Consider the following 18,656-nt stretch of genomic DNA (forward strand, 5'->3'; position numbering starts at 1 on the left):
GGCCTGTGATCCTGGACACCTGCGCAGGTGCGCAGCCTTGCAAGGGTGGGTCCTGGCCCCTACGGTGTTCCCCGCCGTGGTGCTCGGGAAGACCGGTGACGGATCCTCAGGGGTCCCAGTCCGGAGCGGCCCTCGCCACTGTGATCGGGCCATCGTGATCGTCGACGATGGAGAGACGTCCGTACCCACGACGCCACTGGGAGCCTCGCGCACCTGGGAAGGCGGGTACGGGACCCCCGTAAGCCAGGAGACCGGCCACGGCATCTCACGAAGTGTTTCCACGAGGTGCTGGAGCGTGACCCGAATGACCCTGCCCGAAACCGCCGCCGCCGAGGCGCCGGCGACACCGTCCGTGCTGCCCACGTTCCGCTGGAAGCGCGAGGACACCGTCCGCACGGCCGGGTTGATGGGGGTGATCCTGGCCATGCACGTGGTGGCCTTCGGGACGCTCGTCTTCCTGGTCGCGCCCCACAACTACGCGGTCGGCACCCAGGTCTTCGGGGTGGGCCTCGGGATCACCGCGTACACCCTCGGCATGCGGCACGCCTTCGACGCCGACCACATCGCGGTGATCGACAACACCACCCGCAAGCTGATGGCGGACGGCAAGCGGCCGGTCTCGGTCGGCTTCTGGTTCGCCCTCGGGCACTCCTCGATGGTGGTGCTGATGGCCGCCCTGGTGGCGGGCGGCGCGCAGCTGGCCAGCACGCTGATGGACGACGACTCGGCCACCCACAAGTGGCTCGGGATGGTCGGCACGACGGCCTCCGGCGCGTTCCTCTACCTGATCGGCGCGCTCAACCTGGCCGCGCTGCTCGGCATACTCAAGGTGTTCCGGGCGATGCGGGCCGGGTCGTACGACGAGGCGCAGCTGGAGGAGCACCTCAACTCGCGCGGCTTCATGGCCCGGGTGCTGAACCGGGCGACCCGGTCGATCACCCGGCCCGGGCAGATGTTCCCGGTGGGCATGGTGCTGGGGCTGGGCTTCGACACCGCGACCGAGGTCACCCTGATGGTGATGGCCGGGTCGGGCGCGGCGGCCGGGCTGCCCTGGTACGCGATCGTCTGCCTGCCGCTGCTGTTCGCGGCCGGGATGAGCCTGTTCGACACCCTGGACGGGACGTTCATGAACTTCGCGTACCAGTGGGCCTTCGCGAACCCGGTCCGGAAGGTGTACTACAACCTGACGATCACTGGGCTGTCGATCGCGGTGGCCTTCGTCATCGGCACCATCGAACTGGTCGGCGTGCTGCACGAGAAGCTCGATCTGACCGACCCGGTCACCGGCTGGATCGCGGGCATCTCGCTGGACAACGTCGGCTACGCGATCGCCGGGCTGTTCGTGGTGGTCTGGGCCGCGGCGATCGCCTACTGGAAGCTGGCCCGGGTGGAGAAGCGCTGGGTGGCCGCCGAGTAGCGACGGCTGCGATCAGCGACGGCAGCGATCAGCGACGGCGCCTCCCCCGGGATCCCGGGGGAGGCGCCGTTTCGTCGCTGCGGGCCGGTGCCGGTCGTCGGGCGGGCGGGGTTCAGCGCTCTTCGCGGAAGTCGACGTGCCGGCGCGCGACCGGGTCGTACTTGCGCAGGACCATCCGGTCCGGGTCGTTGCGGCGGTTCTTGCGGGTCACGTACGTGTAGCCGGTGCCGGCGGTGGAGCGGAGCTTGATGACGGGGCGCAGTTCGCTGCGGGCCATGGGTGTCCTCCCGGGTTGGCGGGGTGTTCGGGGCTGGGGCGAAACCGTACACCGAAATGGAAGTCATTTTCATCTGGTGTAACGTGGGCTCCGTCCCGCCCATTCCCGGACGCCAGGGAGCACCCATGTCCGCCCACTGCCAACTCACCGGCCGCCAACCCGGATTCGGCAACGCGATCTCGCACTCGCACCGCCGCACCCGCCGCCGCTTCGACCCCAACATCCAGCACAAGCGCTACTGGCTGCCCGGTGAGGGCCGGTACGTCCGGCTCGCCCTCAGCGCCAAGGGCATCCGCACCATCGACACGATCGGCATCGAGGCCGCCGTCGCCCGCATCCGCGCCCGAGGGGGGAAGGTCTGATGGCCAAGCAGAGCAAGATCGCCAAGAACGAGCAGCGCCGCGCCGTCGTGTCCCGGTACGCCGAGCGCCGCGCCGAGCTCAAGCGGATCACCGCCCACCCCGGCACCGCCCCCGCCGAACGCGCGGACGCCCAGGCCGAACTCGCCCGCCAGCCCCGCGACGCCAGCGCCACCCGGATCCGCAACCGCGACGCCGTCGACGGCCGCCCCCGTGGCTACCTGCGCGCCTTCGGCCTCTCCCGGGTCAACCTCCGCGTCCACGCCCACGCCGGCCACCTGCCCGGCGTCCGCAAGGCCAGCTGGTGAGCGGCGTGGACGGGATCAAACTGCCCGTGGTGGTCGTCGCCGGACTGCACGCCGACGAACGCCGCGCCGCCGTCCGGGAGTTGGCGGCGGCAGCGGTGGACGCGGTGGTCCTCCACCATGACCTGCGGGAGGCCTCGCAGGGCGTCGTCCGCCGTGAACTGCGCGACGCGGGAGGCGGGTTCGACGTCGCCGACGTCCCGCTGGTGAACGACTGCCCCTGCTGCGCCCTGCGCGAGGACCTGCTGCCGCGACTGCTGCGGATCGCCGACGAAGGCCGGTACGGGCTCGCGATCGTCGAACTGTGGGGCGGTAGCGACCCGCACCCGGCCGTCGAGGTGATCGCCGGGGGAGAGGCGGACGGCCGCCACCTGGAGGACGCCGTCGAACTCGCGGGCGTGGTCACGGCCGTCGACCCGGACCGGCTGATCGGCGAACTCTCCGTCTCCGACGACCTGGTGGAGCACGGCGAGCACACCGCCGTCCAGGACCAGCGGACCCGCGCGGAGGCGCTCGCCCACCAGGTCGAGTACGCCACCACCCTCGCCGTCCCGCGGGCGACGGCGCACGCGCCCGGGCTCGCGTTGCTCCGCCAGCTCCACCCCACCGCCCGGGTCGTCCGGCTCGGCACCGGGGCGCTCACCCGGGCCGCCCTCGGCGGCTTCGACGTCGCCGCCGCCCGCGACCGGGTCAACCCGGCGATCGCGCTGCTCCCGCAGGAGAGAGACGAGGCCGGCGTCACCACGCTGGTCTGGGAGCGCCGACGCCCGCTGCACCCCGAGCGGCTGCACCGGGCGCTGGAACTGCTCGTCCCCGCCGCCCAGCGCAGCCGCGGCCGCTTCTGGCTGGCCAACCGGCCCGACCTGATGCTCGCCTGGGACGCCGCCGGGGCCAACCTCGCCGTCGAGGAGTGCGGCCCCTGGCTCACCTCCCTGCCCGACGCCGCCTGGGAGCTCTACCCGCCCGCCCGCCGGGCCGCCGCCGCCCTCGACTGGCACCCTCTGCACGGCGACCGGGTGCAGCAGCTCAGCTTCACCGCGGAGGGCCTCGACGTCGACGGCGTCACCGGGCTGCTCGACTCCTGTCTGCTCACCGACGCCGAACTCGCGGCGGGCGAACCCGGCTGGAAGGCCCTGCCGGACGCCTTCCGGGACCTGCTCGACCCCGTTCACTGAGGAGCCGTCACTGTGCGTAAGCGACCGAACCCGCCCAAGGCCCGGCCGAACCCGTTGTTCACGGCCGGCATCGAGTACATCGACTACAAGGACACCGACCTGCTGCGGCGCTTCGTCTCCGACCGCGGCAAGATCCGGAGCCGCCGCGTCACCCGGCTCACCGTCCAGCAGCAGCGCGCCGTGGCCAGGGCCGTCAAGAACGCCCGCGAGATGGCCCTCCTCCCGTACGCCGCCGGCACCACCCGGTAACCGGACCACCGCCACCACCGTCACCACCGTCACCACCCGACAAGGAGCCCCCGATGGCCGTCCCCAAGCGCAAGACGTCCCGCAGCAACACCCGGCACCGCCGGGCCCAGTGGAAGGGCAAGGCCCCGAAGCTCGTCCCGATCACCCTCAACGGCCGCGAACTGCTCGTCCCCCAGAACCTGGTCCCCGCCTACCGCCGCGGCCTGATCGACCCGGAGGGGGCGTAGCGACCACGGAGGGGGCGTGCGGGGGTGGGGGCGCGCCCTGTCGGGGGTGCTCGGCGGGCGGATCGGAGTGGGGGTTCGTAGGCTCGACGCATGTCTGATGCGTACGCGGGTCGGCGGGAGCGGGTGAGGGAGCACTGCAGTGCGGCCGGGGCCGATGCGGCGCTGATCACCCGGGCGGCGAACGTGCGGTATCTGACGGGCTGCGCGCCCTGCGGGGCGACGCTGCTGCTGACCCGGGAGCGGGTGCTGCTGGCAGTGCCGGACGATCTGCCGGCGGACGACACCGGGGAACACCTGATCGCGCCGGACGTCACCCAGGTACCGGTGGCGGCCTCGGCGGACACCGCCCTGGCGGCGGCCGCCGCCGCCGTGCGACTGGGCGTGGCGGACCTGGCGGTGGAGGAGCACGACCTGACCGTCAGCCGCCACCGCGCGGTGGCGGGCCTGGCGGAGGGGGCCCGGCTGGCCGACCTGGGGCAGGTGGTCGAGCGGCTGCGGGTGGTCAAGGACGAGCACGAGATCGCCGACCTGCGGATCGCCGCCGAGATCGCCGACCAGGCGCTCGGCGAACTGCTGGAGTCGATCCTGGTCGGCCGCACCGAACGGCACCTGGCGATGGAGCTGGAACGCCGGATGATCGACCACGGCGCGGACCGGGCGGCCTACCCGGTGTCCGTCGGCACCGGCAGCCACTCCGGCCAGCCCGCCCACCAGCCGACCGACCGCCGGGTGGAGGAGGGCGACTTCCTCACCGTGGTGATGGGCGCCCAGTACCGGGGCTACGGCGTCTCCACCGCCCGGACCTTCGTGATCGGCGCCGCCCCCGCGCCCTGGCAGGTGGAGCTGCACCGGCTGGTGTTCCGGGCCCAGCGGGCCGCCCGGGAGGCGCTCGGGCCGGGCGTGGAGCAGTGCGTGCCCGACCGGGCCGCGCGGCAGATCCTGGAGGCGGCCGGCCACACCGAGACCTCCCCGCACCCGGTGGGCCACGGCATCGGGCTGGAGATCCGGGAGGCGCCGCGCCTCGGCCTGTCGGACATGGGTAAACTGGACAGCCGCGTGCCGGTCACCGTCGGCCCAGGGGTCCACCTCCCGGGCAAGGGCGGTGTCCGGATCGAGGACACGCTCGTGGTGCGTCCCCCAGAGGAGGGCGGGCCCGAGCTGCTCACCATCACCACCAAGGAGCTCCTCGCCCTGTGACCGCGGCCGCCCGTCGGCCGTCGGCGGCAGGACGCAAGCCTTGGTTCCTTGACAGCTATATCCAGGAGTAAGTGCGCCCGTGGCTTCCACGAACGATCTCAAGAACGGCATGGTCCTCAAGCTGGAGGGCGGCAAGCTCTGGTCCGTCGTCGAGTTCCAGCACGTCAAGCCCGGCAAGGGCCCGGCCTTCGTGCGCACGAAGCTCAAGGAGGTCCTGACCGGCAAGGTCGTCGACAAGACCTTCAACGCCGGCACCAAGGTCGAGACCGCCAACGTCGACAAGCGCGGCATGCAGTTCTCGTACAAGGACGGCGAGAACTTCGTGTTCATGGACACGGACACCTACGACCAGATCGTGGTCGAGCCGGCCGTCGTCGGCGACGCCTCCAAGTACCTGCTGGAGGGCTTCGAGGCCCTGGTCGCCATGTACGAGGGCTCCCCGCTGTACATCGAGCTCCCGGCCTCCGTCGAGCTGCTGATCTCCCACACCGAGCCGGGCGTCCAGGGCGACCGCTCCACCGGCGGCTCCAAGCCGGCCACGCTGGAGACCGGTGCCGAGATCGCCGTGCCGCTCTTCATCGTCACCGGTGAGAAGATCAAGGTCGACACCCGCGACGGCAGCTACCTCGGCCGGGTGAAGTAAGTCCGTGTCGGCCGCACGTAGCAAGGCCCGCACCCGGGCCTTCCAGATCCTCTTCGAGGCCGACCACCGCGGGGTCGACCCGCAGCGGGTCCTCGCGGACTGGGTGGCCCGCGCCCGCGAGCCGAAGCCCGACGAGGGCACCCCGCAGGTCGGCGAGTACACCATGGAGCTGATCGAGGGGTACGTCCAGCACGCTCGCCGGATCGACGACCTGATCTCGCAGTACGCGGTGGGCTGGACCCTCGACCGGATGCCGATCGTGGACCGCAACGTCCTGCGGCTCGGCGCCTACGAGCTGATCTGGGAGGACGGCGTCCCGGACGCCGTCGTCCTGGACGAGGCCGTGGAGATCGCCAAGGAGTTCTCCACGGACGACTCCCCGGCCTTCGTCAACGGCCTGCTCGCCCGCTTCCTGGAGCTGAAGCCGAGCATCCGCCGGTAGGTCCCGACCACCGGCGGTGGTGAGACCCGCAGAACGGCCGCTGGACCCGGATTCCGGGTCCGGCGGCCGTCGCGCGTTTCACCCGGGCGGCGTAAGGTGGTGCCCTACTCGCCAGTAACTTGGCGTTCGGAAACCCGCAGTGAAGGGCAGGCCACCCCCATGACCACCGCGACCCGCAGCGAGTTCGACCAGGGCATCGCCCTGACCCGGCACCCTGACGAGCCCGGCCGCTACGAGGCCGAACTCGGTGCCGGCTGGCAGATCGGCGGCGGGGTCAACGGCGGGCTGCTGCTCGCCGTCGCCGGACACGCGCTGTCGCTGGAGCACGGCGACCACCCCGACCCGGTGTCGATCAGTGGTTACTACCTGTCCGCCTCCACGCCCGGCCCGGCCACCGTCCGCACCGAGGTGCTGCGCACCGGCCGCGGGCTCTCCACCGGCACCGCCTCGCTCAGCCAGGACGGCGTGGAGCGGCTGCGGGTGGTCGCCAGCCACGGCGACCTCTCCACCGCCGACGGCGAGGTGCGCACCAGCGCCGTGCCGCCGCAGCTGCCGCCGCCGGACCAGTGCGTCGGCGTCGAGCACGCGCCCCGGGAGCTGATCGCCCAGGCCGAGCTGCTGGAGCGCTTCGACCTGCGGCTGGACCCGGCCACCATCGGCTGGGCGCTCGGGCAGCCGTCCGGCAACGGGCGGATCCAGGGCTGGTTCCGGCTCGCCGACGGCCGCGATCCCGACCCGCTGCTGCTCCTGCTGGTCGCCGACGCGCTGCCGCCGGTGACCTTCGACCTGGGCCTGCCCGGGTGGGCCCCGACCGTCGAACTGACCGTCCACCTGCGGGCCAGGCCGGTCCCGGGCTGGCTGCGGGTCACCCACGCCACCCGCAACGTGGCCGGCGGGTACTTCGAGGAGGACGCCGAGGTCTGGGACGAGTCCGGCCGCCTGGTCGCGCAGTCCCGCCAGCTCGCCCGGGTGCCGCGGACGGCGTGAATCACATCGTCTTACCGTCGGTTACATTCCTGTGACACGCCGTACGTGTGCGGCGCGCGCGGATGGGGAGATAGACGGTCAGCGGCGAGCCGGCCGCTGACCGTCACCCGCCGACGGTACCCGTCGATGTCAGGAGCCATCCCGTGAGCGAGCGCAGCGAGCGAACCACCGAGAGGCGCGCAGGGGCGCAGGCCCGTGCCGAGCGCAGCGAGGTGGGCGCATGAGCCGCAACGGCCGCGCCCGCCGCAACTCCGACTGCACCGCCGGCGGCCCGCGACCCACGGTGCGGGCGCCGCACCAGCGGCGGCGGGTCGAGGGGGCCGAGCAGGCGTTCGTCATCGGGATCCTGACCAGCGCGGCCGACTTCGCCCGGGCCCGTGCCTGGGGGCTGTCGAACGCCGCCGACCACGAGCACTACCTGGCCGAGACCGCCGAGCTGCTGGCCGACGCCCTGGAGCGCTTCGACACCGTGCGGGCCCGGATGTTCCACCCGCAGGACTTCGCGGAGTTCTGCGTGCTGCACGGGCTGGACCCGGCCGAGCCGCTCGCCCGCGACCGCTACCTGGTCAATCCGCCGTTGCAGACCCAGCTGTTGGCCTATCAGGGCGAGGAACTGGCCGGGGACTTCGTGCCGCGCCTGGTCCGGGCCCGGGAGAACGGGCTGACGCTCTGCCACGCCGACCTGCTGCTGGACGGCGGCCTGTCCGGGGCCGCGGGCGAGGTCGACGAGGAGCACGCCCGCTGGGTGCGCGCCGCCCGCCAGCGCGGCGCCGAGGTGTTCCGCCGGATGCTGGTCGGCGCGGGCGCCGGGGTGTACGAGCTGCGGCTGCGGGTGGACGCGCCGGGCGGGCGGCTGACCGCGGCGGCCCGGGTGCTGCAGTGGGAGGACGGCGTGGTCCGGATCAACGACGAGGACCTGGAGCTGGTCTGCGCGGTGCTGTGCGCCGGATTGGCGCTGGAGCTGCCGGGGGTGGCGGTGCTGCACGGCTCGCAGGGCTCGGTGGCGGCGGGCGGTGCCCGTGGCGGAGCCGCCGACGAGCACTTCCTGCCGGCCTCCTGGGCCTGGTCGAGCGGCGGGCAGGACTGGGCGCCGGCTGCCGGGCCGGTGCGGCTGGACGGCGTGGCGGCGCAGCCCGGCTACAGCCTGGGGACGGTCTGCTGAGCCGGCCGTGGACGCGCGACGGCGCGGCCCCCGGGATGCGGGGTGCCGCGCCGTGACGTTTCTGCACGGCCCGGGGCGTGGCCCGGACCGCGGACCGAGCCGGCGGGAGCCGGTGCGGCGAGCGTCAGCTCGCCTCCTCCTCGCGCACCGCGCGGCGCGCGTCGGGGTTCAGCACGCCCCAGGAGATCAGCTGCTCGGTGAGGATCGACGGCGACTGGTCGTAGATGACCGCCAGGGTGCGCAGGTCGTCCTGGCGGATCGACAGCACCTTGCCGTTGTAGTCGCCGCGCTGGCTCTGGATCGTCGCCGCGTAGCGCTGCAGCGGGCCGGCCTTCTCGGACGGGACCTGGGTCAGTCTCTCCAGGTCGAGCACCAGGCGCGGCGGCGGCTCGGCCGCGCCGCCGGGGGTGCCGCCGGGCAGCAGCTCCTGCACCGGGACGCCGTAGAACTCCGCCAGCTCGGCCAGCCGCTGCACGGTGACCGCACGGTCGCCGCGCTCGTACGAGCCGACGACGACTGCCTTCCAGCGCCCCTGGGACTTCTCCTCGACACCGTGCAGGGAGAGACCCTGCTGAGTGCGGATCGCTCGGAGCTTGCCTCCGAGTTGCTTCGCGTAGTCGCTGGACATTGATCTCCCCGGACGAGATTGCTTCGCGTTCAGTGGTGGGTCACGGACGATTGCCGACGCCGTTACCGGTGGGTTCGACGTCCGTCTCGTAACTCACTGTGAGGTTACGTAGAGTAAGGTAGCTGCGTCAAGCCGAATGGGGCAGTCGTGCGAATGGCCCGCATCCGCGGCGCGTCCGGGGCGTGAACCCGGCGAAGCGGAATGGTGCGTGTCCGGTTGCCTCCCGGCCCGCTGCTAGGATGGCTCGAAGCCCGCGCCCGGTCGGCGGGGGCAGTCCCAGACATCCTTTAAGGCCCGTCCAGTGAGGCGGGGAAGGAGGTCCGCTTCGGCATGACCACACACCAAGATTCGACGCCGCGACCGCCGCACCAGGTGCTGGACGGCACGGACATCGCCCGGGTCGTCACCCGGATAGCGCACGAGATCGTCGAGCGCGCCAAGGGCGCAGAGGACGTCGTGCTGCTCGGCATCCACACCAGGGGCGTCCACCTCGCCCGCCGCCTGCACGGCCGGCTGGCCCAGATCACCGGGCGCGAGATCCCGCTCGGGGCCCTGGACATCACCATGTACCGGGACGACCTGCGGCTCAAGCCCGCCCGCGCCCTGGAGCACACCGAGATCCCGTCCGGCGGCATCGACGGCAAGCTCGTCATCCTCGTCGACGACGTGCTCTTCTCCGGCCGCACCATCCGGGCCGCGCTCGACGCGCTGAACGACATCGGCCGCCCGCGCGCCGTCCAGCTCGCCGTCCTGGTCGACCGCGGCCACCGCGAGCTGCCGATCCGGGCCGACTACGTGGGCAAGAACCTCCCCACCTCGCTGCGCGAGGCCGTGCAGGTGCGCCTGTCCGACAGCGACGGCGTGGACGCCGTGCTGGTCGGCGACCGCGACTACACCGATGCGTCGCGCTCCGCGCGCGATGAACAGGGTTCGCAGGCCCTGGCCTCCCAGCCGTCCGAACCGCACCTTTCGGAGTAACCCGCGTGAAGCGCCACCTCGTCTCCGCCGCCGATCTCACCCGCGACGACGCGCTGCTGATCCTGGACACCGCCGAGGAGCTGGCCCAGCTCTCCGGACGGGCCGTCAAGAAGCTGCCCACGCTGCGCGGCCGGACCGTCGTCAACCTCTTCTTCGAGGACTCGACCCGCACCAAGACCTCCTTCGAGGTCGCCGAGAAGCGGCTCTCCGCCGACGTCATCAACTTCTCCGCCAAGGGCTCCTCCGTCTCCAAGGGCGAGAGCCTCAAGGACACCGCGCTCACCCTCCAGGCGATGGGCGCCGACGCGGTCGTCGTCCGGCACCACGCCTCGGGCGCGCCGGCCCGTCTCGCCCAGTCCGACTGGCTGCACGGCAGTGTGATCAACGCCGGTGACGGCACCCACGAGCACCCCACCCAGGCGCTGCTCGACGCCTTCACCATGCGCCGCCACCTCAACGCCGGGCTGGGCCACGACCTCGCCGGGCGCCGGGTGACCATCGTCGGCGACATCCTGCACAGCCGGGTCGCCCGTTCCAACGTGCACCTGCTGACCACCCTCGGTGCCCAGGTGACCTTCGTCGCCCCGCCGACGCTGCTGCCGATCGGCATCGAGAACTGGCCCTGCGAGGTCAGCTACGACCTGGACCGCGTGCTCCCCAAGACGGACGCGGTGATGATGCTGCGGGTGCAGCGCGAGCGGATGAACGCCGCGTTCTTCCCGACCGAGCGCGAGTACAGCCGCCGCTACGGTCTGAACGGCACCCGGATGTCCCAGCTGCCCGAGCACGCCATCGTGATGCACCCCGGCCCGATGGTGCGCGGCATGGAGATCACCGCCGAGGTCGCCGACTCGCCGCGCTGCACCGTGGTCGAGCAGGTCGCCAACGGCGTGTCGGTCCGGATGGCCGTCCTGTACCTGCTGCTCGGGGGAGCCACCCTCAACGACGCCCGCACCGACTCCGTGGAGACCGCTCAGTGACCACCTACCTGATCCGCAACGCCCAGATCCTCGGCGGTGCCCCGCAGGACCTCCACCTCGCCGACGGTGTGATCAAGGCGATCGGCACCGACCTGGCGGTCGAGGCGGACATCGAGATCGACGCCGGCGGCCTGATCGTGCTGCCCGGTCTCGTCGACCTGCACACCCACCTGCGCGAGCCCGGCCGCGAGGACGCCGAGACCGTGCTCACCGGCACCCGGGCCGCCGCGATGGGCGGCTTCACCGCCGTGCACGCGATGGCCAACACCACCCCGGTGGCCGACACCGCCGGCGTGGTCGAGCAGGTCTGGCGGCTCGGCCAGGAGGCCGGCTACTGCGACGTGCAGCCGGTCGGCGCCGTCACCGTCGGCCTGGAGGGCAACAAGCTCGCCGAGCTGGGCGCGATGCACGAGTCCGCCGCGAACGTGCGGGTCTTCTCCGACGACGGCAAGTGCGTGGACGACGCGGTGCTGATGCGCCGCGCCCTGGAGTACGTCAAGGCCTTCGACGGCGTCGTCGCCCAGCACGCCCAGGAGCCGCGGCTCACCGAGGGCGCCCAGATGAACGAGGGCCAGGTCTCCGGCGAGCTCGGGCTCGGCGGCTGGCCGGCCGTCGCCGAGGAGTCGATCATCGCGCGGGACGTGCTGCTCGCCGCGCACGTCGGCTCCCGGCTGCACGTCTGCCACGTCTCCACCGCCGGTTCGGTCGAGATCATCCGCTGGGCCAAGGCCAAGGGCTGGGACGTCACCGCCGAGGTCACCCCGCACCACCTGCTGCTCACCGACGAGCTGGTCCGCTCCTACGACCCGGTCTACAAGGTCAACCCGCCGCTGCGCACCGCCGAGGACGTCCAGGCGCTGCGCAAGGCGCTCGCGGACGGCACCATCGACGCCGTCGCCACCGACCACGCGCCGCACCCGGACGAGGACAAGGACTGCGAGTGGGCCGTCGCCGCGATGGGCATGGTCGGCCTGGAGACCGCGCTGTCGGTCGTGCAGCAGACCATGGTGGACACCGGCCTGCTGAACTGGGAGGGCGTCGCCGACCGCATGTCGCACCGCCCGGCCCGGATCGGCCGTCTCGCCGGACAGGGCCGTCCCGTCTCGGTCGGTGAGCCGGCCAACCTGGTGCTGTTCGATCCCGCGTACCGTGGTGCCGTGAACCCGGACAGCTTCGCCACCCGTAGCCGCAACACCCCCTACAAGGGCCTTGACCTGCCCGGACGGGTGCACGCCACCTTCCTGCGCGGGCGCGCCACCGTGCTGGCCGGCGAGCTGGCCGAGCAGGGTGGGGCGGCGTGACCGGCCCGGCCGCGCTCGCCCAGGAGCAGGCCAAGGTCACCAACTGGCCCGGGTACATCGGCTGGGCCGTCGGCCTGCTGATCGTCATCGGGCTCGTCTACTGGCTGATGCGGCAGGGCTGGAACTGGCGGCGCACCCTCCAGTCCGGCATCCCGCCGCTGCCCGCCGTGCCGGCCGGCGCCGGGCGGACCATCCTGGAGACCAGCGGGCGGTACCACGGCTCCACCACCGCCGGGAACTGGCTCGACCGCGTCGTCGCGCACGGCCTGGGCACCCGCAGCCGCGCCGACCTCACCCTCGGCGAGGACGGCCTGCTGGTGCGGCGCCCCGGTGACGTCGACCTCTGGATCCCGGCCGGACACCTGACCGGTGCCCGCACGGACTCCGGGATCGCCGGCAAGGTCGTCCCGGCCGGGCTGCTCGTCGTCACCTGGACGCACGAGGGCACCGAGCTGGACTCGGGCTTCCGGGCCGACCACCCGGACGAGCACGCCGCCTGGGTCGAGGCGATCGCCCAACTCGCAACACGTACGAAGACGAAGACGGAAGAGGCCGCTCAATGACCGCACCTGCCCCCACCACGCAGCGCCGACGGCGGGAGCGCACCCCCGCCGTGCTCGTCCTGGAGGACGGCCGGACCTTCCGCGGCGAGGCCTACGGCGCGACCGGCGAGACCTTCGGCGAGGCCGTCTTCAACACCGGCATGTCCGGCTACCAGGAGACCCTCACCGACCCGTCGTACCACCGCCAGGTGGTCGTGATGACCGCCCCGCAGATCGGCAACACCGGCTGGAACGACGAGGACGACGAGTCCAAGCGGATCTGGGTCGCCGGGTACGTCGTGCGCGACCCCGCCCGGGTGGCGTCGAACTGGCGCTCCACCCGCTCGCTGGACGAGGAGCTCGTCCGCCAGGGCGTCGTCGGCATCAGCGGCATCGACACCCGGGCGCTCACCCGCCACCTGCGCGAGCGCGGCGCGATGCGCTGCGGCATCTTCTCCGGCGAGGCGCTGACCGACCAGGCCGAACTGCTCGCCCGGGTGCAGCGGTCGCCCGAGATGAAGGGCGCCGACCTGTGCGCCGAGGTGGCCACCACCGAGGCGTACGTCGTGCCCGCGATCGGTCCCGGCGGCGAAGCCCTGCCCATCGGCACTGCGGAGTTCACCGTCGCCGCGCTGGACCTCGGCATCAAGGGGATGACCCCGCAGCGGATGGCCGAGCGCGGCATCGAGGTGCACGTGCTGCCGGCCAACTCCACCCTGGAGGACCTCTACGCGGTCCAGCCGGACGGCGTGTTCTTCTCCAACGGCCCGGGCGACCCGGCCACCGCCGACCACCAGGTCGCCGTCGCGCAGGGCGTGCTGGAGCGCGGGACCCCGTTCTTCGGGATCTGCTTCGGCAACCAGATCCTCGGCCGCGCGCTGGGCTTCGGCACCTACAAGCTCAAGTACGGCCACCGCGGCATCAACCAGCCGGTGCAGGACCGCACCACCGGCAAGGTCGAGGTGACCGCGCACAACCACGGCTTCGCCGTGGACGCACCGCTGGACCGGGTGAGCGACACCCCCTTCGGGCGGGTCGAGGTCTCCCACGTCTGCCTCAACGACGACGTGGTCGAGGGCCTCCAGGCGCTCGACGTCCCCGCCTTCAGCGTGCAGTACCACCCCGAAGCGGCGGCCGGCCCGCACGACGCGGCCTACCTCTTCGACCGGTTCGTCGAGCTCATGCGAGGCGACGACAAGCACAGCGTGAAGCTCATGGAGGGCCAGCGTGCCTAAGCGCACTGACATCAAGTCCGTCCTGGTGATCGGGTCCGGCCCGATCGTGATCGGCCAGGCCGCCGAGTTCGACTACTCGGGCACGCAGGCCTGCCGCGTCCTCAAGGCCGAGGGCCTGCGGGTCGTGCTGGTCAACTCCAACCCGGCCACGATCATGACCGACCCGGAGATCGCCGACGCCACCTACGTCGAGCCGATCACCCCGGAGTTCGTCGAGCGGATCATCGCCAAGGAGCGCCCCGACGCGCTGCTGCCGACCCTCGGCGGGCAGACCGCGCTCAACACCGCGATCTCCCTGCACTCGGCCGGCACGCTGGAGAAGTACGGCGTCGAGCTGATCGGCGCCGACGTGGTGGCGATCAACAAGGGCGAGGACCGCCAGCTGTTCAAGGGCGTCGTCGAGGCGGTCAACGCCAAGATCGGCCACGGCGAGTCCGCCCGCTCGGTCATCTGCCACTCGATGGACGACGTGCTGGCCGGCGTCGACACGCTCGGCGGCTACCCGGTCGTCGTGCGCCCCTCCTTCACCATGGGCGGCGCCGGCTCCGGCTTCGCCCACGACGAGGAGGACCTGCGCCGCATCGCCGGCCAGGGCCTGGCCCTCTCGCCGACCACCGAGGTGCTCCTGGAGGAGTCCATCCTCGGCTGGAAGGAGTACGAGCTGGAGCTGATGCGCGACAAGAACGACAACGTCGTGGTCGTCTGCTCCATCGAGAACTTCGACCCGATGGGCGTGCACACCGGTGACTCGATCACCGTCGCCCCGGCGATGACCCTCACCGACCGTGAGTACCAGATCCTGCGCGACATCGGCATCGCCGTGATCCGCGAGGTCGGCGTCGACACCGGCGGCTGCAACATCCAGTTCGCCGTCAACCCCGACGACGGCCGGGTCATCGTCATCGAGATGAACCCGCGGGTGTCGCGCTCCTCCGCGCTGGCCTCGAAGGCGACCGGCTTCCCGATCGCCAAGATCGCCGCCAAGCTGGCCGTCGGCTACACGCTCGACGAGATCCCCAACGACATCACCGAGCAGACCCCGGCCTCCTTCGAGCCGGCCCTCGACTACGTCGTGGTGAAGGTTCCCCGGTTCGCGTTCGAGAAGTTCCCGAGCGCCGACGCCACGCTGACCACCACCATGAAGTCGGTCGGCGAGGCCATGGCCATGGGCCGCAACTTCCCCGAGGCGCTGCAGAAGGCGCTGCGCTCGCTGGAGAAGAAGGGCTCCCAGTTCTCCTGGACCGGCCCGGTCGGTGACAAGGCCGAGCTGCTGGTCAAGGCGGTCGTGCCGACCGACGGCCGGATCAACACCGTGATGCAGGCCATCCGGGCCGGCGCCACCCCGGAGGAGGTGTTCGAGGCCACCAAGATCGACCCGTGGTTCGTCGACCAGCTCTTCCTGCTCGACGAGATCGCCGGCGAGCTGACCGAGGCCGCCGAGCTCACCCCCGAGCTGCTGCGCCACGCCAAGCGGCACGGCTTCTCCGACCAGCAGATCGGCGAGATCCGCGGCCTGAAGCCGGACGTCGTCCGCGAGGTCCGGCACGCGCTCGGCATCCGCCCGGTGTTCAAGACCGTCGACACCTGCGCCGCCGAGTTCGCCGCCAAGACCCCGTACTTCTACTCGTCCTACGACGAGGAGAACGAGGTCGCCCCGCGCACCAAGCCGGCCGTGATCATCCTCGGCTCCGGCCCGAACCGCATCGGCCAGGGCATCGAGTTCGACTACTCCTGCGTGCACGCCTCCTTCGCGCTGGCCGACGCCGGGTACGAGACCGTGATGGTCAACTGCAACCCGGAGACCGTCTCCACCGACTACGACACCTCCGACCGGCTCTACTTCGAGCCGCTCACCCTGGAGGACGTGCTGGAGATCGTCCACGCCGAGCAGCAGGCCGGCCCGCTGGCCGGCGTGATCGTCCAGCTCGGCGGCCAGACCCCGCTCGGCCTGGCCCAGGCGCTCAAGGACAACGGCGTGCCGATCGTCGGCACCCAGCCCGAGGCGATCGACCTCGCCGAGGAGCGCGGCGCCTTCGGCCGCGTGCTGCGCGACGCCGGCCTGCCCGCCCCCAAGCACGGCACCGCCTTCTCCTTCGCCGAGGCCAAGGCCATCGCCGACGAGATCGGCTACCCGGTGCTCGCCCGCCCGTCGTACGTGCTCGGCGGCCGCGGCATGGAGATCGTCTACGACGAGGCCTCGCTCGCCTCCTACCTGGAGCGCCACGCCGGCCTGATCTCCGAGCACCCGGTGCTCATCGACCGCTTCCTCGACGACGCGGTGGAGATCGACGTCGACGCGCTCTACGACGGCACCGAGCTCTACCTCGGCGGCGTCATGGAGCACATCGAGGAGGCCGGCATCCACTCCGGCGACTCCGCCTGCGCGCTGCCCCCGATCACCCTCGGCGGCTACGACATCAAGCGCCTGCGCACCTCCACCGAGGCCATCGCGCGCGGCGTCGGCGTCCGCGGCCTGATCAACATCCAGTTCGCACTGGCCGGGGACATCCTGTACGTGCTGGAGGCCAACCCGCGCGCCTCCCGCACCGTGCCGTTCACCTCCAAGGCGACCGCCGTGCCGCTGGCCAAGGCCGCCGCCCGGATCTCGCTCGGCGCCACCATCGCCGAACTGCGGGCCGAGGGCCTGCTCCCGGCCGAGGGCGACGGCGGCACGCTGCCGGCCGACGCGCCGATCGCGGTCAAGGAGGCCGTGATGCCGTGGAGCCGCTTCCGCGACATCCACGGCCGCGGCGTGGACACCGTGCTCGGTCCGGAGATGCGCTCGACCGGCGAGGTCATGGGCATCGACAAGGTCTTCGGCACGGCCTACGCCAAGGCCCAGGCCGGCGCCTACGGCGCGCTGCCGACCAAGGGCAAGGTCTTCGTCTCGGTCGCCAACCGTGACAAGCGCAACCTGGTCTTCCCGGCCCGCGCGCTGGTCGGCCTCGGCTTCGAGGTGCTCGCCACCGCCGGCACCGCCGAGGTGCTGCACCGCGGCGGCATCCCGTCCACGCTGGTGCGCAAGCACAGCGAGGGCGAGGGCCCCAACGGCGAGCGGACCATCGTCCAGCTGATCCACGACGGTGAGGTCGACCTCATCATCAACACGCCGTACGGCACCGGCGGGCGCCTCGACGGCTACGAGATCCGCACCGCCGCCGTGTCCCGCGGCGTGCCCTGCCTGACCACGGTCCAGGCGATGGGCGCGGCCGTCCAGGGCATGGACGCGCTGCTGCGCGACGAGGTCGGGGTGATGTCGCTCCAGGAGCACGCCGCGCTGATCAACGCCGGCCGCAAGTAGCACCACCGCAGTGGGGGGCACCGAGGCCGGCCGGGTGCCCCCCACTTCCATGCCCTGATCCGGGTGCTCACGCCCAGATCCGGGCCCTGATCCGGGAGTTGGGTTTTTGTACAAGCTGCTGTTCGACCTCGTCTTCAAGAAGATGGACCCCGAGAAGGCCCACCACCTCGCCTTCTTCTGGATCCGGCTCGCCTCCTCGGTGCCCGGCCTGCGCACGCTGGTGCGGCTGGTGCTCGCCCCGCGTGACCGGGCGCTGCACACCACCGCCCTCGGCCTCGACCTGCCGGGGCCGTTCGGCCTGGCGGCCGGCTTCGACAAGAACGGCGTCGGCATCGACGGCCTGGCGATGCTCGGCTTCGACTACGTCGAGATCGGCACCATCACCGGCGAGCCCCAGCCGGGCAACCCGACGCCCCGGCTGTTCCGCCTGGTCGAGGACCGCGCGCTGATCAACCGGATGGGCTTCAACAACCAGGGCTCGGCCCGGGTCGCCGCGCGCCTCGCCGCCCGCCCGCACACCAGCTCCACCCCGGTGATCGGCGTCAACATCGGCAAGACCAAGGTGGTCGAGGAGGCCGACGCCGTCGCCGACTACGTCAAGTCCACCGAGCGGCTGGCCAAGTACGCCGACTACCTGGTCGTCAACGTCAGTTCGCCGAACACCCCCGGGCTGCGCAACCTCCAGGCCGTGGACCACCTGCGCCCGCTGCTCTCCGCCGTCCGCGAGGCCGCCGACCGCACCACCGCGCACCACGTCCCGCTGCTGGTCAAGATCGCCCCCGACCTGGCCGACGAGGACGTCGACGCGGTCGCCGACCTCGCCCTGGAACTGGGCCTGGACGGCATCATCGCCACCAACACCACGATCGGCCGCGAGGGCCTGCGCGCCGACGCCGCCCGGGTCGAGGAGATCGGCATGGGCGGCCTGTCCGGCGCCCCGCTCAAGGCCCGCGCCCTGGAGGTGCTCCAGCGCCTGCGCGCCCGGACCGGGGGCCGGCTGACGCTGGTCTCGGTCGGCGGCGTCGAGACCGCCGAGGACGCCTGGCAGCGGATCGTCCACGGCGCGGACCTCGTCCAGGGCTACAGCGCCTTCATCTACGAGGGCCCGTTCTGGTGCCGCCGGATCCACCGGGGCCTCTCCGCCCGGATCCGGGCCGCGGGCTTCCGCGACCTGGCCGCCGCCGTCGGCAGTGCCGTCGACGGCACCAGGGCCGCCTCCTGAACCACCGTGCGGCCCCGGCTCGTACGACG

20 protein-coding genes and 1 riboswitch are annotated in these 18,656 nt (G+C 72.2%); of the genes, 18 read left to right on the forward strand and 2 right to left on the reverse strand.

Going from position 1 to position 18,656, the window contains the following annotated elements:
• The first annotated feature begins 60 nt into the window (after positions 1–60).
• Positions 61–275: riboswitch (cobalamin riboswitch) on the forward strand.
• A gap of 29 nt (positions 276–304) precedes the next feature.
• The gene (locus AB0P03_RS00995; RefSeq protein WP_363583272.1) at positions 305–1,417 is read left to right on the forward strand and encodes a HoxN/HupN/NixA family nickel/cobalt transporter; all 1,113 of its coding nucleotides are present in this window, start codon (positions 305–307) and stop codon (positions 1,415–1,417) included.
• Between the two features lie 112 nt (positions 1,418–1,529).
• Here the strand turns inward: AB0P03_RS00995 and rpmG are convergent, their stop codons facing one another.
• Positions 1,530–1,694: a 50S ribosomal protein L33 gene (gene rpmG / locus AB0P03_RS01000; RefSeq protein WP_363618280.1), complete on the reverse strand. Its 165-nt coding sequence runs from the start codon at positions 1,692–1,694 to the stop codon at positions 1,530–1,532.
• Positions 1,695–1,819: 125 nt separating this feature from the next.
• Between rpmG and rpmB the strand changes: the two genes are divergently transcribed.
• The 10 genes from rpmB to AB0P03_RS01050 all read left to right on the forward strand — a co-directional run bounded on the left by rpmB (position 1,820) and on the right by AB0P03_RS01050 (position 8,440).
• Entirely contained in the window at positions 1,820–2,056 is a 237-nt protein-coding gene (rpmB, locus tag AB0P03_RS01005) for a 50S ribosomal protein L28 (protein ID WP_363627479.1), read from the forward strand.
• Positions 2,056–2,361, forward strand: coding sequence for a 30S ribosomal protein S14 (gene rpsN, locus AB0P03_RS01010; protein ID WP_363627480.1), 306 nt, complete (start codon positions 2,056–2,058; stop codon positions 2,359–2,361). Before rpmB ends, rpsN begins: the two co-directional genes overlap by 1 nt.
• A complete protein-coding gene (locus tag AB0P03_RS01015) occupies positions 2,358–3,533 on the forward strand; it encodes a GTP-binding protein (RefSeq protein WP_363627481.1) in 1,176 nt (391 codons plus the stop codon). The genes rpsN and AB0P03_RS01015 overlap by 4 nt, the downstream gene beginning before the upstream one ends.
• A 12-nt stretch (positions 3,534–3,545) precedes the next feature.
• Positions 3,546–3,782 (forward strand): 30S ribosomal protein S18, encoded by a 237-nt coding sequence (gene rpsR, locus AB0P03_RS01020; protein WP_363583130.1) that lies wholly within the window; start codon positions 3,546–3,548, stop codon positions 3,780–3,782.
• 53 nt (positions 3,783–3,835) lie between these two features.
• Positions 3,836–4,009: a 50S ribosomal protein L32 gene (gene rpmF / locus AB0P03_RS01025; RefSeq protein ID WP_063346769.1), complete on the forward strand. Its 174-nt coding sequence runs from the start codon at positions 3,836–3,838 to the stop codon at positions 4,007–4,009.
• A 90-nt stretch (positions 4,010–4,099) separates the two neighbouring features.
• Positions 4,100–5,206: an aminopeptidase P family protein gene (locus tag AB0P03_RS01030; RefSeq protein ID WP_363627482.1), complete on the forward strand. Its 1,107-nt coding sequence runs from the start codon at positions 4,100–4,102 to the stop codon at positions 5,204–5,206.
• Between the two features lie 79 nt (positions 5,207–5,285).
• Complete coding sequence (gene efp, locus AB0P03_RS01035) at positions 5,286–5,849, forward strand: elongation factor P (protein ID WP_350877845.1); 564 nt, start codon at positions 5,286–5,288, stop codon at positions 5,847–5,849.
• Positions 5,850–5,853: 4 nt separating this feature from the next.
• Positions 5,854–6,291, forward strand: a complete 438-nt coding sequence (nusB, locus tag AB0P03_RS01040; protein WP_063346766.1) for a transcription antitermination factor NusB — start codon at positions 5,854–5,856, stop codon at positions 6,289–6,291.
• A gap of 159 nt (positions 6,292–6,450) precedes the next feature.
• Entirely contained in the window at positions 6,451–7,278 is an 828-nt protein-coding gene (locus AB0P03_RS01045) for a thioesterase family protein (RefSeq protein WP_363583134.1), read from the forward strand.
• Positions 7,279–7,498: 220 nt separating this feature from the next.
• Entirely contained in the window at positions 7,499–8,440 is a 942-nt protein-coding gene (locus tag AB0P03_RS01050; RefSeq protein WP_363583136.1) for a hypothetical protein, read from the forward strand.
• Between the two features lie 124 nt (positions 8,441–8,564).
• Here the strand turns inward: AB0P03_RS01050 and AB0P03_RS01055 are convergent, their stop codons facing one another.
• Complete coding sequence (locus AB0P03_RS01055) at positions 8,565–9,068, reverse strand: transcriptional regulator (RefSeq protein WP_031072501.1); 504 nt, start codon at positions 9,066–9,068, stop codon at positions 8,565–8,567.
• Positions 9,069–9,398: 330 nt separating this feature from the next.
• Here AB0P03_RS01055 and pyrR point away from each other — a divergent pair, with 330 nt between their 5' ends.
• From pyrR to AB0P03_RS01090, 7 genes are all read left to right on the forward strand, one after another.
• Positions 9,399–10,046, forward strand: coding sequence for a bifunctional pyr operon transcriptional regulator/uracil phosphoribosyltransferase PyrR (gene pyrR / locus AB0P03_RS01060; protein ID WP_363583138.1), 648 nt, complete (start codon positions 9,399–9,401; stop codon positions 10,044–10,046).
• A 5-nt stretch (positions 10,047–10,051) separates the two neighbouring features.
• On the forward strand, positions 10,052–11,026 hold the full coding sequence (locus tag AB0P03_RS01065; protein ID WP_363583140.1) for an aspartate carbamoyltransferase catalytic subunit: 975 nt from the start codon (positions 10,052–10,054) through the stop codon (positions 11,024–11,026).
• Positions 11,023–12,327: a dihydroorotase gene (locus AB0P03_RS01070; RefSeq protein WP_363372726.1), complete on the forward strand. Its 1,305-nt coding sequence runs from the start codon at positions 11,023–11,025 to the stop codon at positions 12,325–12,327. Before AB0P03_RS01065 ends, AB0P03_RS01070 begins: the two co-directional genes overlap by 4 nt.
• Positions 12,324–12,890, forward strand: coding sequence for a hypothetical protein (locus tag AB0P03_RS01075; RefSeq protein ID WP_363583142.1), 567 nt, complete (start codon positions 12,324–12,326; stop codon positions 12,888–12,890). Before AB0P03_RS01070 ends, AB0P03_RS01075 begins: the two co-directional genes overlap by 4 nt.
• The gene (carA, locus tag AB0P03_RS01080; protein WP_363583144.1) at positions 12,887–14,104 is read left to right on the forward strand and encodes a glutamine-hydrolyzing carbamoyl-phosphate synthase small subunit; all 1,218 of its coding nucleotides are present in this window, start codon (positions 12,887–12,889) and stop codon (positions 14,102–14,104) included. Before AB0P03_RS01075 ends, carA begins: the two co-directional genes overlap by 4 nt.
• Positions 14,097–17,405, forward strand: a complete 3,309-nt coding sequence (gene carB / locus AB0P03_RS01085) for a carbamoyl-phosphate synthase large subunit (protein WP_363583146.1) — start codon at positions 14,097–14,099, stop codon at positions 17,403–17,405. The genes carA and carB overlap by 8 nt, the downstream gene beginning before the upstream one ends.
• A gap of 106 nt (positions 17,406–17,511) precedes the next feature.
• The gene (locus AB0P03_RS01090; protein ID WP_363583148.1) at positions 17,512–18,627 is read left to right on the forward strand and encodes a quinone-dependent dihydroorotate dehydrogenase; all 1,116 of its coding nucleotides are present in this window, start codon (positions 17,512–17,514) and stop codon (positions 18,625–18,627) included.
• The last annotated feature ends 29 nt before the right edge of the window (positions 18,628–18,656 follow it).

Origin of the sequence: Kitasatospora sp. NPDC088779, from assembly GCF_040685395.1 — a bacterium.
GTDB lineage: Bacteria > Actinomycetota > Actinomycetes > Streptomycetales > Streptomycetaceae > Kitasatospora.

Coding starts and splice junctions, on each gene's coding strand:
- AB0P03_RS00995 (WP_363583272.1), top strand. CDS start 305: ATGACCCTGCCCGAAACCGCCGCCGCCGAGGCGCCGGCGACACCGTCC.
- rpmG (WP_363618280.1), bottom strand. CDS start 1,694: ATGGCCCGCAGCGAACTGCGCCCCGTCATCAAGCTCCGCTCCACCGCC.
- rpmB (WP_363627479.1), top strand. CDS start 1,820: ATGTCCGCCCACTGCCAACTCACCGGCCGCCAACCCGGATTCGGCAAC.
- rpsN (WP_363627480.1), top strand. CDS start 2,056: ATGGCCAAGCAGAGCAAGATCGCCAAGAACGAGCAGCGCCGCGCCGTC.
- rpmF (WP_063346769.1), top strand. CDS start 3,836: ATGGCCGTCCCCAAGCGCAAGACGTCCCGCAGCAACACCCGGCACCGC.
- AB0P03_RS01030 (WP_363627482.1), top strand. CDS start 4,100: ATGTCTGATGCGTACGCGGGTCGGCGGGAGCGGGTGAGGGAGCACTGC.
- AB0P03_RS01045 (WP_363583134.1), top strand. CDS start 6,451: ATGACCACCGCGACCCGCAGCGAGTTCGACCAGGGCATCGCCCTGACC.
- AB0P03_RS01050 (WP_363583136.1), top strand. CDS start 7,499: ATGAGCCGCAACGGCCGCGCCCGCCGCAACTCCGACTGCACCGCCGGC.
- AB0P03_RS01055 (WP_031072501.1), bottom strand. CDS start 9,068: ATGTCCAGCGACTACGCGAAGCAACTCGGAGGCAAGCTCCGAGCGATC.
- pyrR (WP_363583138.1), top strand. CDS start 9,399: ATGACCACACACCAAGATTCGACGCCGCGACCGCCGCACCAGGTGCTG.
- carA (WP_363583144.1), top strand. CDS start 12,887: ATGACCGCACCTGCCCCCACCACGCAGCGCCGACGGCGGGAGCGCACC.